The sequence below is a fragment of the Enterococcus dispar ATCC 51266 genome, assembly GCF_000406945.1.
Taxonomy (GTDB): domain Bacteria; phylum Bacillota; class Bacilli; order Lactobacillales; family Enterococcaceae; genus Enterococcus_C; species Enterococcus_C dispar.
In genome coordinates this window covers 289,877-302,689 of the sequence record NZ_KE136354.1, presented here as the reverse complement: position 1 = coordinate 302,689, position 12,813 = coordinate 289,877, and the positions used below count along the sequence as shown (strand labels likewise).

Below are 12,813 nucleotides of genomic sequence, written 5' to 3'. Positions count from 1 at the left end.
TTGAACTTACAAATTCAAAAAACGTACAAAAAAACTGCAACATCACGAAAAAAATGATGTGCAGCTTTCTTGTTATTCTATTTTTTTATTTTTAAAGTCATCGCATTAATAGCTACAATCACGGTACTAAGCGACATTAGTATCGCCCCTACAGCTGGACTTAAAATAATGCCAACTGGAGCCAAAATTCCAGCAGCCAAAGGAATTGCGATAATATTATATCCCGCTCCCCACCATAGATTTTGAATCATTTTATTGCGCGTTTGTTTGGATAAATCCAAGAAATGTAAAATATCTTCCGGGTTACTATTGGTTAACACCACATCGGCTGAATCAATAGCAACATCTGTCCCGGCACCAATGGCAATCCCCACTGTAGCACGGGCAAGGGCGGGTGCATCGTTAATACCATCCCCAACCATGGCCACTTTTTTACCAGATTTTGTCATTTCACTGACAATTTTTTCTTTACCATCTGGTAACAAACCTGCATGAAAATTATCAATACCCAAATAATTGGCTACGGCCGAGGCAGCTTCTTGATTGTCACCGGTTAACATCACAGGTTCTACTCCTCGATCTTTTAAAGCTTGGATAAATTGTTTTGCTTCAGGTTTTACCTTATCACCTAAAGCGATTAGCGCGATTAATTTATCATCGACAAATAAATAGCTGATTGTATTTCCCTGTGCTAAATACGGTGCTAGTGTTTCTTTTGGAACAGATAGACTACGCTTGGTTAGTTCTTTATCGTTTGCAATCAAAAGATGATGATCTGCTACCATTCCAGACAAGCCCACACCTGCTATATTTTTCAGGTCATGACTATTTGGTACTTCAATTTTTTCAGCATTGATATATTTCATAATCCCTGTAGCAATTGGATGATTTGCATTTTTTTCCAAAGCACCAATATATTGTAAGGCTGCATCTTTTTGCCAGTCTGTTGCCAACATTTCAACACCAGTAACCGCAAAAGTGCCTTCAGTTAACGTGCCGGTTTTATCTAAGAGTATCGTATCTAAATCATAAGTATTTTCAATTGCATTACGATTTTTTAGCAACAATCCATTTTGAGCCGCTAAAGAAGTTGAGCGTGCTACTACTAGTGGAATCGCTAAGCCTAGAGCATGGGGACAGGCAATCACAAAAACTGTTACCATACGATCTAAAGCAGTCGGCAGATCAGCTGCGATTAACCACGCCACAAAAGCCAAAACGCCGGCAGTTAGTGCAACATAAAACAGCCATTTGGCTACTTTATCCGATAAAGCTTCCAAGTGTGACTTTTTGGCTTGAGCATCTTTTACCATCTTCATTACTTTGGCTAAATAGCCATTTTCACCGGTACCGGTCACTTTAATGTTAATGGTGCCATCTCCATTAACAGAACCACCAATCACTTGATCTCCAGTTTTACGAACCACCCCTCGCGATTCTCCTGTTACAGCTGATTCATCCACAGTAGTTTCACCTTTTAAAATCAAACCGTCTGTAGGCATTTTATCCCCTGCACGGACAATTAAAGTATCCCCCTCATGTACTTCTTGGAGGGAAATTTTTTCTTCTTTACCATTGTCGTGAATCCGAGTTACTGTATCCGGTAATAATTCTGCCAATTTTTTTAGCGCACTGCTAGCATTGCTGACAGCGTTCATTTCAATCCAATGCCCCAATAACATAATCACAATTAAAGTGGCCAATTCCCAGAAAAAGTCCATTACATGTTTAGTGTTTAAAAAGTGATTGGCAATAAAGGCATAAAGACTATAAATGTAAGAAACAGAAATCCCCATTGCAATTAAAGTCATCATGGCTGGATTTTTCATTTGTAGTTCCATTTTGGCCCCACTTAAAAATGGTTGACCACCATAAACAAATAGGATTGTCGCTAAAATTAGAACAACATAATCTGAACCTGGAAAAGTGAATTGAAAAGGCAAATTAACTCCCATCATAGGTGAAAGTAAAATAATAGGAATTGCTAAGACTAAGGAAAGCCAAAATTTCTGCTTAAAATTGCCCATATGCATAGAATGATCCATTCCACTCATCTCGTGATCCATATGATTCATATTGTGTCCTTTATGGCTCATATCATGGTGCATATCGTGATGCATTTCATGCTCTGCAGAATCGTGTGCCATCGGAGCCATGTCGTGTGTACTATCTTTGTCTGCCTCACTATTGTTGTTATACGAATCAGAATCTTGTAGTTTATCTGTATTTTTTCCCATTTGATGATGTTCATGGGTCATCTGCACCATCTTCTTTTCATCTTCATTATGATGAGGCATCTTTTCATTCATCTCTTTTGAGTCTTTCATCACTACTCCCTCTTTTCTAGTTTTAATCGATTGAGACTAAGTGAGTTCAATAAAACACTAACTGAACTAAAAGCCATCGCACCCCCGGCTATAATTGGATTTAAAAATCCTAAAGCAGCAAAAGGAATCCCGATTGTGTTGTAGACAAACGCCCAGAATAGATTTTGCTTAATCTTTTTAATGGTGGCTTTTGACAATTGCAGCATTTGATCCAAATAACTTAAATCGCTATGAATCAAAGTTATATCTGCTGTTTCCATGGCAATGTCTGTCCCGCTTCCCATGGCAATACCCACATCAGCCAAGGCAAGAGCAGGCGCATCATTGATTCCATCGCCTACCATACCAACCAATGCACCTTTTTGTTGTAATTCTGCCACTTTGGCTGATTTTTCAGCTGGCATTACTTCAGCAAAAATATTGGTAGCCGCAATACCTACTTGATGCCCAATATATTCTGCGGCGGCTTTGTTATCGCCAGTTAACATATAGACAGCAATACCGTGATTTTGTAATGTTTTGATTGCTGTTTTTGAAGTTGGTTTGATTTCATCTGCTACAGCTACTGCACCTAGAACTGTTTTTTCATCTGACAGCAACATGACAGTCTTTCCTTCTTTTGTCCATTGCTCTAGTTTCATAAGGTAGTTTTCCTTATCGACTTTATCTACCATAAGTTTGGGATTGCCGACAAAATAAGTTTTACCATTCACTTGTCCTTTAATTCCTAAACCTGGAAGAGCTTCAAAATGCTTAATAGTCAATGGCGTTATATTTTTTTCTTCACCATAATGGACGATTGCTGCTGCCAAAGGATGTTCAGAGGCTGCTTCTAAACTAACTAACGTTGTTAATAAATTTTCATCTGCTATATGCAAATTTGTTACAGTAGGTTTTCCTTTTGTAATTGTCCCTGTTTTATCTAAAACAATCGCATTTAATTGCGCAGCTTGTTCTAAAACCGCCCCGCCTTTAATTAAGATACCATTTTTGGCTCCTAAGCCAGTTCCTACCATAATAGCCGTCGGTGTAGCTAGACCCAACGCACAAGGACAAGCAATAACGAGTACAGCCACGCTATGAATCAAAGCTGCTTGCCAGTTTCCACTCACAAGTCCCGTTACAATTAATGTTACCATAGCAATTGCTAAAACGCTGGGAACAAACACTGCTGAAATTCTGTCCGCAATTTGTTGGATTGGGGCTTTTTGACCTTGCGCATCTTCAACCATGCGAATAATTCGTGCTAAAACCGTTTCATTGCCAACTTTCAAAGTTTGAATGACTAATTGGCCATTATTATTCACCGTACCGCCAAAAACTGTACTGTTTACCACTTTTTCAACTGGCATGCTCTCGCCTGTTAGCATACTTTCATCTACAGTTGTCTTTCCACTCACAACTAAACCATCAACTGGAATTTGTTCCCCGGGGAAAATAACAACTTTCATTGCCTTTGTCACAGCTTCAATAGCCACTTCACTTTGACTACCATCTTCATTTAAAACGCGAGCAGTTTTGGCTTGTAACTGCATTAATTGTTTAATTGCTGAACTGGTTTTATTTTTCGCAGTGGTTTCCAGATATTTTCCTAATAAAATTAAAGCAATAATCATCCCACTGCTTTCAAAATACAGCTCATGAGGGTTTCCTCCTAAAAAGCCATTATAAAAACTTAAAAGAAAAGCTGCGGTTGTTCCTAAAGAAACTAAAACATCCATATTGGGTGCTTTCGTTTTTAAAGCGTGATATGCACCTTTATAAAAGCGCAATCCAACCCCAAATTGAATGGGTGTAACCAAAATTAATTGTACAATAGGGAGATGAAAAAAATGCACCCACGAAGCATTAACCCCAAGTAACATTGCAATCATCGCCAGCATTAAAGGGGTGACTAAAACGACACTAAGAATTAAATCCCGTTGCATTTTTTTAATCTGCGCTTGTTTTTTTTCGGCTACTTGTTGTTGATGGGCTTCGTCATCTAAGATAGCACCGTAACCAATATTTTCAACACTTTTAATTAAAACTTCAGCGGTTGTTTCTTTAAATTGGACAGTAGCTTTTTCAGTTGCCAAATTGACAGTAGCTTGTGCCACACCCGGTTGAGCGTTTAATTCTTTTTCAACCCGAGCTGAGCAATTGGCACACGTCATTCCGGTAATAACAAATGTTGCGACTTGCTCATTATTCATTAGGCCACCTCAGTTGGATAACCTGCGGCCGTGACTGCTTCAATAATTTTGTCATTCGTTAATTGACTATCGTCATACTTCACCACACCATTATTTTTCTTTAAATTAACTTTGACTTTTTTTACTCCCGGTAAAGCATTAATTGTACCTTCTACTCGAGCTACACAGTGTTCACAACTCATACCACTAATATTAAATGTTTGTTTCATTTTTATTTCCTCTTTTCTTAATCATTATTTTTTCATTTGTTTTTTTACTTGATGGGTTCCGCATTCACATTGCCCCGGAATACAATTGCAGGCGATACTGGCTACCGGCGTTTTTGCAGCTAAAGCAGCTTGAATTGCAGTTATATCTTGTGCTGTTAACTGGGCATCATCGATCAAATCTGCAATAGTTGAACCAATCTTTTTGGCACAAATATGAGAAAACAGATTTTCAGTCGCACTGCGAACAGTTTCTGTTTCTGAAACCTTCGGATAATAGATAAACTTCTTCCCATCCGCTTCACTATAAATAACCTCTTTTTTACTTAAACGCCCTAAGAGGGTTTTAACCGTCGCCAATTTCCAATCCATTTTATCGGCTAAAATTTCAGCAATTTCATGAGCCGTTGCGGCATTCAGCGTCCACAAAACCCGCATAACTTCCCATTCTGCATCACTAATCTTGACAGGTTCTAATGTCATTACTTCTCACCTCGTTTACAAATGTAATCTCAACTTCTTTTTAAGTTTACAACTGTAAACGAAAATGGTCAAGTAAAAACCTCACTAAAAATTTCTAGTGAGGTTACTAAGATGTATTGTCCATTAGAAAGTAAGTTTAAAAGTACTCATCATGGAATATTTTTTCTCTGGTGTCAACGTAATATTTCCAAATTGTGGGTAAAGCTCTGTGCCTGGAACACCTTGAGGTTCAATAGCGACAGCACCGTGATTTGTCATAACCCCAGTATTCATCTGTGTTCCCACTTCCCCTTGACCTGTAGTATAAATCACGACAGCAGGAGCCTGGGTTACCAGAGTTAAGGACACTTTTCCATCAGGTGCAGTTAAAGTTAGAGCATTAGATACATTCGCTTCAATTAAAAATGGATCATCTAATAATGTCGCTCCAATCTTAGTCCCCCGAACAAAATCAAATTTTGTACCAGCCACGGCTACCTTATTACCAGTAGTGGTAACATCATCATTTGTTTCTGCGACAAAGTTGGCATTGATTTGTAAAATATGTTCATCGATAGCATTACTTGGTGTACCGGTTAAATTATAGTAGCCGTGATTGGTGGGGTTAAATAGCGTTGGTTTATCCGTTGTTGCTTCAAATTGGAAACTATAATGATTATCATCAGATAGTGTATAAGTTACTTTAGCAACTAAATTACCTGGAAAACCATGATAGCCGTCGGGATCTTTCAAGGTAAAAACGACACCTGCTTTTTTTTCAGTTGTAAAAGGTTCTGCTGACCATTCTCGTCGGTCAAACCCTTCAAAACCACCATGTAATGTATTGCCTTTTTGGTTAGCCTCTGTTTTATAATGGCTACCCTCTAATTCAAAATGAGCGCCTGCAATTCGACCGGCGACCGGACCAATGGCCGCGTTATAATAGCTATTTTCTTTGTAATCCACTAGGTTCTTGCAGCCAACTAATATATCGCGCATCCCCTCATCAACTGGTAATGCTAATGATATCGCGCGTGCGCCAAAAGGATGTAATCCTAAAATTACTCCATTTTCATTTTTCACTTCATAATAAGTATCCCATGCTTGACTCGTTAACTTTTCAACTGTTGCCATTGCCACCGCTCCTTTAGTTTTTTCTAAATAGACTAAAAGCCTTTTCAATCTCATATTTAGTATAGCTGTGGTAAAGAAGAACGTCAATTTATTTAGTAACATTTAGTAAATTTAAAAACGATATTTTCTGCTAATTGAAAAGGATAGAAAAAAATGACAACACCACTTGCCTGCATTAAAAAAGCCATTGCCAACAAGAAAAGCTGAACGATCTCCTTCTGCCCGCAAGTAAGGCTTCTGGATATCGGCTATTTCTTGTGAAATCCTATAATCTCTTTAACTACAAAAAAAACACATCTTCACGAGAAGATGTGCTAAAAAACTGGGGTAGCTGGATTCGAACCAACGCATGAGGGAGTCAAAGTCCCTTGCCTTACCGCTTGGCTATACCCCAATGGTGGAGGAGAGTGGATTCGAACCACTGAACCCTAAGGAACGGATTTACAGTCCGTCGCGTTTAGCCACTTCGCTACTCCTCCGAAAGGTTTTAATCAACCTGACTTAGTTATAATACAAAAAATAACTAAAAAATGCAAGTGGTAATTTCAATTTTTTTTACAGAAATTTTAGTCATGTAAATTATGTTGTAATAAGACAGCTTCTACTGCTAAATCAAGGGATTTATAAGCGCCTAAATCTTCTTCTCCCAAGAAAGCCTCATAATTTTTTTCACTCATGGTCAAAATTTCCCCAATAACTTTTTTGCCAATTGACAATTGATTCACAGTGTAATTTTTACCTTTAATATCTTTTTTTACTTCTTCTACTTTCACTTCAATATCTTTTTTCTTTGTCATCCTTCTCACCTCGCTAAAGTATTTTATCACATTCTTTTGTGCTTTGGTATAAAAAGGAAATGAAATACCCAAACAAGACTGATCACATTTTTATTTGGCGCAACAAGTGCCTAAAAAGTGCTCTTTGTTTGGGCATCTTCAGCTATTTTTATTCATTATTGGCATTGGTTAAAACAGCGGCTGTCACCAAATAGCCAGCATTTGTTAGAACTTCTTTCACCTTTTCAACATTGCGGGTCTGAACTTGAATTTCAACAATTGTCGCAAGTTCCATTCGATTCACCACGATGGTTAAAATACTAAAATCATGTTCGGCTAAAAGCTTCGTAATTTCTGCTAAGATTCCTACATGATCATCGGCAATTTGTAGACTAATTCGTGTACCGCCGTCATTATAGCCGGTAATTTTTAAAAAGGCTGCAAAAATATCATTGTTTGTAATAATCCCTGTCACTGTTTCCTGCTCTACTACTGGGAGCACTGCAATTTTATTTTCCCGCATTTTATATATGGCATCTTCTAATAAAGCATCTGGGTCAATAGTTAAAACATTTTTTTCCATGACATCACCAACTGTTGTTTTATTCAATAAATAATTGGCTTCATAGACACTTAAACTAGTCGCTTTTGAGGGCATTGCCTCTTGAATAATTCCTTCAGTAATTAAGCCGACCAATTTATCATTTTGTAGCACCGGTAAACGATGAATATCGTGTTGTTTCATCAAATCAATGGCATCAAAAATTGGTGTTTCGGGTGCCACTACTACTACGTTTTTTGTCATAAAATCACTAACGCTCATCTTTTAACCCCCTAAATATGCTTTTTTCACTTCATCGCTGGCTAATAATTCCTCCCCAGTCCCGCTTAAAACTACACTCCCAGTTTCTAAAACATACCCACGGTCTGCAATAGATAAAGCCATTTTTGCATTTTGTTCAATAAGCAAAATCGTGGTTCCCTGCTGATTAATTTCTTCAATAATACTGAAAATCTCTTTAATAAAAATTGGGGCCAAGCCCATCGAAGGTTCATCCAAAAGCAGCAATTCTGGTTTGGACATTAACGCACGACCCATTGCGAGCATTTGCTGCTCACCACCAGAAAGGGTTGCTGCATCTTGATTGCGTCGTTCTTTTAATACGGGAAACTTTTCAAAAACTTGTTCATAGTCTTTTTTTACTTCACCGTCTTTACGTAAAAAGGCGCCCATTTCCAAGTTTTCTTGCACCGTTAGGCCACTAAAAACATGACGCCCTTCTGGTACTTGAGACAAGCCAGACGCGACAATTTTTTGTGGTGGCGTCTTATTAATTGTTTGATTTTTGAATAAAATTTCTCCGTGGCTAGGTCGCAACAATCCCGAGATAGTCCGTAAAATTGTCGTTTTACCGGCACCGTTAGCGCCAATTAAGGAAACAATCTCGCCTTTATTCACGCCAAAAGAAACGTCATGCACGGCTTCAATCACACCATAATGAACGGTCAAATTTTTAATTTCAAGCATTACATATCCCCTCCCAAGTAGGCTTTAATAACGCGGGGATCCGCTTTAATTTGCTCCGGTTCACCTTCTGCAATAATGCGCCCATATTCCAATACATAAATGCGTTCACAGACATCCATAACAAGACTCATATCATGTTCAATTAAAAGAATGGTAAGTTGAAAATCTTTTTGAATTTTGCGTATCAATTCAGTTAGTTCCGCTGTTTCTTGTGGATTCATCCCCGCTGCTGGTTCATCCAAAAATAAAATTTTCGGTTCTGTCGCCAATGCCCGAACAATTTCCAAACGACGCTGTTCGCCATAAGGTAAATTTTTTGCCATCGTCGTCAACTTCTGTTCCAACCCAAAAATTGCCAACAATTCTAGTGCTTTTTGTTTTAAAGTTTCTTCATTACGATAAAACTTTGGCAAACGTAACACACTGGTAAAAAAGCCTTCTTGATGCTTGGCATTCATGGCAATTAAAACATTATCCAAAACACTTAAATCTTTAAAAAGACGAATATTTTGGAACGTCCGCGATAGACCCATTTTTGCTGTACGATATGGCTTAATCCCGTTTAGTCTTTCTTCTTGTCCTTTTGGGGAGAAAAAAACATCTCCTGAACTCGGCTCGTAAACCCCTGTTAAAAGATTGAATAAAGTGGTTTTACCCGCCCCATTCGGGCCAATTAAGCCAACTAATTCATTGGTTTCCAACGTCATATTCACATGAGAAACGGCAGCTAAACCGCCAAAATTTTTGGTCATATTTTTAACTGTTAATAGAGGCATCTGCATCATCCCCCTTTGTGAATTTTTGCCAAATCTTCTTCACAGAAAATTCCCAAGTTCCTAATAACCCACTTGGTTTAAAAATCATAATGATAATTAATGCTAAAGCATAGACAATCATTCGGACATAGCCAAAGTCTTGTAAGAACATATTTAATACACCTAAAACAATGGCAGAAACTACTGCTCCTGTCGTAGAACCCATCCCACCAAAAACCACGATAATCAAAATATCGATAGATTTCATAAAACCGTAATCTTTTGGAAAGACTGATTGTTGGTAACCGGCAAATAATGTTCCAGCAATACTGGCAGTGATGGCCCCTAAAACAAAGGCGACAACTTTGTATTTAGTCGTATTAACGCCCATTGATTCGGCCGCAATTTCATCTTCTCTAACTGCTAAGGTTGCTCGTCCAGGTCCACTGTGCACAAAGTTTGAGACAATGAGTAGCGTTAAAACGGCAAAAGCATATACTGTTTCCCAAGTTGTAAATTGTAAAATACCAAAAATTCCAGTTGGTCCATTCGTGATATCCCGCATATTGACAATCAAAATACGAATAATTTCTGAAATTCCTAATGTTGCAATTGCTAAATAATCGCCTTTTAATCGTAATGTTGGCACACCTACAACTAAAGCTACCACACCAGAAATTACCATTCCTACTAGCAAGCCAGAGAAAAAACCGCCATAGGTAGGATTATTAATCGACATAATGGCCCCGGAATATGCACCAATTGCCATAAAACCGGCATGACCTAAAGAAAACTGACCAGAAAAGCCGATAATCAAATTTAGTCCCACTGCTAAAATAATGTTAATTCCAATATTTACAATAATACGATCGGTAAACATCGTAATCACACCAGTATTATACAAGACTAACAAAACAACATAGACGAAAATGGCTAAACCTAACCAGGTTAAATTGTATTTCAAATTCTTTTTCATCCTGGTCACCTACACTTTCTCTTTAATATTCTTGCCCAAAATTCCTGCGGGACGAATTAATAAAATTAGAATCAAAACAAAATAGACTATTGCATCTTTAAAATCAGAAAATCCTAGTGCTGTGGCAATGGTTTCAATTAAGCCAATCCCAAATCCACCTAAAGCCGCCCCGGGAATAATCCCAATGCCACCTAAAACTGCAGCCACAAAAGATTTCAAACCGGGTGTAACCCCCATCATCGGATCAATGGAATTGTAATAAAGACCAATCAGCATCCCGCCAGCCGCAGCTAATGCAGAACCTAACGCAAAGGTAAAAGAGATTGTCCGATTAACGTTAATTCCCATGAGTTGCGCGGCATCTGCATCAACGCTCACAGCCCGCATGGCTTTCCCCATTTTTGTTTTCTTGACAATCAACTGTAACAAAATCATTAAAACAACTGATACCGTCAAAATTAACACCTGAATATTACTGACTTTAATAAATCCTAAACTGTATGTTGTGCGCTTAATTACTTGCGGAAATGCTCTGACATCAGGACTAAAGAAGAAAATCATGACATTTTGCAGTAAATAAGAAACACCAATAGCCGTAATCAAAGCGGCAATTCGCGTTGATTTGCGTAGTGGTCGGTATGCTAAAAACTCAATCACAACACCCAGTACTGCGCTAGCAGCCATGGAAAGCAAAAGTGCTGGGAAAAAACCTAAGCCGCCTAAGTTAATCAAAAAATAGCCAATAAAGCTCCCAATCATATAAACTTCACCATGAGCAAAGTTGATTAACTTGATGATCCCATAAACCATTGTATAGCCCAAGGCCAATAATGCGTAGATACTACCTAAAAAAAGGCCGTTTATCAATTGTTGAACCATCATTTCCATCTCATCACATCCATTTATCTTTTAAAAAAAGGTTGGGATAAAAGAGTCACTATCGTAAAAGTATCGCTGTTCTTGTTTACTAAGTTACTTGCTTTATAACAAGTACTTGTTAGCAACCAATGTGCGATATTTTACCAAAGTTTACTTTATCTAACCTTTCAAAGTTCATCTTTACGGATTTACAGTTTCCGCTGAAGTTTCTTTTCCATCTGTTAAACCAAGTACGACGGCAGATTTTTCAGGGTTGTGTTCTTTATCAATCGTCATTTCTCCTGTGACGCCTTTGAAGTCTTTCAAGTTTGCTAATCCATTTTTGATTGCACTAGAATCTGCAAAGCCTTCATCTTCAATGGCTTGTTTTACCATATAAACCGCATCATAAGCTAAAGCGTTAAATGAAGATGGTTCTTTATCAAATTTTTCTTTAAAAGCTTTAATAAAGGGTTCCACTTTATCTGTTGCAGGAGCTTTGGTTGAGAAATGTCCAGTATAAAAAACATTTGACACATTACCAGCACCTGCTGTTTCAACTAATTTGGCATCGCCAAAACCATCGGCGCCCACAATTGGTGTATCAATTCCCATTTCCCGTGCTTGTTTAATAATTAAGCCGGCTTCGGTATAGTAACCAGGAATATATAAAACGTTGAAATCTTTATCTTTAATTTTAGTTAAGACTGCTTGGAAATCTTTATCTCCTTCAGTAAAATTTTCTTCGGCCACGATTTGGCCTTTATATTCATCTTTAAAAGCTTTTGTTAAACCAATACCATAGTCGCTAGAATTATCGCCTAAGATAATCGCTTTATCTGCTTTTAAATTTTCATGAGCATATTTAGCTAAAATTTTCCCTTGGAAGCTATCTTGGAAACAAGAGCGAAAAGCATACTCTTGCACATTATCCCCTTGTTTTGTAATTGCATCATCTGTACCAGATGGCGTGATTAGTGGTACTTCTGCTTTGGTAGCGTTGGGTAAAGCAGATTTAACTGCCCCCGAGGTTGCCGGGCCAATCAAAGCAACGACTTTACTATTCGTAGTCAGATTTGTCGCAACGGTTCCTGCTTCATTATTGTCTGATTTATTATCTTTTGAGATTAAATCAATTTTTTTACCGTCAATGCCCCCATCTGCATTGATTTGCTCTACCGCTAGCTCAATACCTTCTTTTTCAGCACTGCCATAAGCCGCTACAGCGCCAGATAATTCCATATTCATACCAATCTTGATCGTATCGCCTTCTTGTTTGTTGCCCCCTGCTGATCCTTCTGTAGCTCCACCACTTTTTGGTGCTGCACTACACGCAGATAACAATACTAATCCTGTAAATAAAAACGCAAATTTCTTTTTCATACTATTCCTCCTCTTTGTTTCCTTAGCAAAATGTCAAATCATACCTAAAACTTCTAATTAAACGAAATATCACATTTCCGCGTTGCTACGCTTTAGACCGGTGATAAAAACGACGCCTTCAGAAATACAAGTTGTTTTCCTGATACATATCTGCCACGGCTATGGTGAATGGGATATGTTATAAAATATACTGAAAATTCAGAATAAAGTCAA

The 12,813-nt window shown here is 38.0% G+C and carries 12 protein-coding genes and 2 tRNA genes; all 14 read right to left on the bottom strand.

What is annotated here, in order from left to right; translation table 11 throughout:
* Nucleotides 1-77: 77 nt before the first annotated feature.
* Nucleotides 78-2,327 carry a heavy metal translocating P-type ATPase gene (locus RK01_RS01420; protein WP_016171516.1) on the bottom strand — a complete coding sequence of 750 codons (2,250 nt, stop codon included), beginning with the start codon at nt 2,325-2,327 and terminating at the stop codon, nt 78-80.
* A 2-nt stretch (nt 2,328-2,329) separates the two neighbouring features.
* Nucleotides 2,330-4,522 carry a heavy metal translocating P-type ATPase gene (locus RK01_RS01415; protein ID WP_016171515.1) on the bottom strand — a complete coding sequence of 731 codons (2,193 nt, stop codon included), beginning with the start codon at nt 4,520-4,522 and terminating at the stop codon, nt 2,330-2,332.
* A complete protein-coding gene (copZ, locus tag RK01_RS01410) occupies nt 4,522-4,731 on the bottom strand; it encodes a copper chaperone CopZ (RefSeq protein ID WP_016171514.1) in 210 nt (69 codons plus the stop codon). Before copZ ends, RK01_RS01415 begins: the two co-directional genes overlap by 1 nt.
* A 24-nt stretch (nt 4,732-4,755) precedes the next feature.
* Entirely contained in the window at nt 4,756-5,211 is a 456-nt protein-coding gene (locus RK01_RS01405; protein ID WP_016171513.1) for a CopY/TcrY family copper transport repressor, read from the bottom strand.
* Between the two features lie 123 nt (nt 5,212-5,334).
* A complete protein-coding gene (locus RK01_RS01400) occupies nt 5,335-6,324 on the bottom strand; it encodes an aldose epimerase family protein (RefSeq protein ID WP_016171512.1) in 990 nt (329 codons plus the stop codon).
* Between the two features lie 322 nt (nt 6,325-6,646).
* Nucleotides 6,647-6,718, bottom strand: a tRNA-Gln gene (locus RK01_RS01395).
* A gap of 1 nt (nt 6,719) precedes the next feature.
* Nucleotides 6,720-6,803, bottom strand: a tRNA-Tyr gene (locus RK01_RS01390).
* A gap of 87 nt (nt 6,804-6,890) precedes the next feature.
* Nucleotides 6,891-7,121, bottom strand: coding sequence for a DUF2969 domain-containing protein (locus RK01_RS01385; RefSeq protein WP_016171511.1), 231 nt, complete (start codon nt 7,119-7,121; stop codon nt 6,891-6,893).
* A 148-nt stretch (nt 7,122-7,269) separates the two neighbouring features.
* On the bottom strand, nt 7,270-7,923 hold the full coding sequence (locus tag RK01_RS01380; RefSeq protein WP_016171510.1) for a CBS and ACT domain-containing protein: 654 nt from the start codon (nt 7,921-7,923) through the stop codon (nt 7,270-7,272).
* Between the two features lie 3 nt (nt 7,924-7,926).
* Nucleotides 7,927-8,628, bottom strand: coding sequence for an ABC transporter ATP-binding protein (locus RK01_RS01375; RefSeq protein ID WP_016171509.1), 702 nt, complete (start codon nt 8,626-8,628; stop codon nt 7,927-7,929).
* Nucleotides 8,628-9,404, bottom strand: a complete 777-nt coding sequence (locus RK01_RS01370; RefSeq protein ID WP_016171508.1) for an ABC transporter ATP-binding protein — start codon at nt 9,402-9,404, stop codon at nt 8,628-8,630. The genes RK01_RS01375 and RK01_RS01370 overlap by 1 nt, the downstream gene beginning before the upstream one ends.
* Complete coding sequence (locus tag RK01_RS01365) at nt 9,385-10,359, bottom strand: branched-chain amino acid ABC transporter permease (RefSeq protein ID WP_016171507.1); 975 nt, start codon at nt 10,357-10,359, stop codon at nt 9,385-9,387. The genes RK01_RS01370 and RK01_RS01365 overlap by 20 nt, the downstream gene beginning before the upstream one ends.
* 9 nt (nt 10,360-10,368) lie before the next feature.
* Nucleotides 10,369-11,247, bottom strand: coding sequence for a branched-chain amino acid ABC transporter permease (locus RK01_RS01360; protein ID WP_016171506.1), 879 nt, complete (start codon nt 11,245-11,247; stop codon nt 10,369-10,371).
* 171 nt (nt 11,248-11,418) lie between these two features.
* Nucleotides 11,419-12,600: an ABC transporter substrate-binding protein gene (locus tag RK01_RS01355; RefSeq protein ID WP_016171505.1), complete on the bottom strand. Its 1,182-nt coding sequence runs from the start codon at nt 12,598-12,600 to the stop codon at nt 11,419-11,421.
* Between the last annotated feature and the right edge of the window lie 213 nt (nt 12,601-12,813).

Coding starts and splice junctions, on each gene's coding strand:
- RK01_RS01375 (WP_016171509.1), bottom strand. CDS start 8,628: ATGCTTGAAATTAAAAATTTGACCGTTCATTATGGTGTGATTGAAGCC.
- RK01_RS01370 (WP_016171508.1), bottom strand. CDS start 9,404: ATGCCTCTATTAACAGTTAAAAATATGACCAAAAATTTTGGCGGTTTA.
- RK01_RS01355 (WP_016171505.1), bottom strand. CDS start 12,600: ATGAAAAAGAAATTTGCGTTTTTATTTACAGGATTAGTATTGTTATCT.
- RK01_RS01380 (WP_016171510.1), bottom strand. CDS start 7,923: ATGAGCGTTAGTGATTTTATGACAAAAAACGTAGTAGTAGTGGCACCC.
- RK01_RS01360 (WP_016171506.1), bottom strand. CDS start 11,247: ATGGAAATGATGGTTCAACAATTGATAAACGGCCTTTTTTTAGGTAGT.
- RK01_RS01415 (WP_016171515.1), bottom strand. CDS start 4,522: ATGAATAATGAGCAAGTCGCAACATTTGTTATTACCGGAATGACGTGT.
- RK01_RS01385 (WP_016171511.1), bottom strand. CDS start 7,121: ATGACAAAGAAAAAAGATATTGAAGTGAAAGTAGAAGAAGTAAAAAAA.
- copZ (WP_016171514.1), bottom strand. CDS start 4,731: ATGAAACAAACATTTAATATTAGTGGTATGAGTTGTGAACACTGTGTA.
- RK01_RS01400 (WP_016171512.1), bottom strand. CDS start 6,324: ATGGCAACAGTTGAAAAGTTAACGAGTCAAGCATGGGATACTTATTAT.
- RK01_RS01405 (WP_016171513.1), bottom strand. CDS start 5,211: ATGACATTAGAACCTGTCAAGATTAGTGATGCAGAATGGGAAGTTATG.
- RK01_RS01365 (WP_016171507.1), bottom strand. CDS start 10,359: ATGAAAAAGAATTTGAAATACAATTTAACCTGGTTAGGTTTAGCCATT.
- RK01_RS01420 (WP_016171516.1), bottom strand. CDS start 2,327: ATGAAAGACTCAAAAGAGATGAATGAAAAGATGCCTCATCATAATGAA.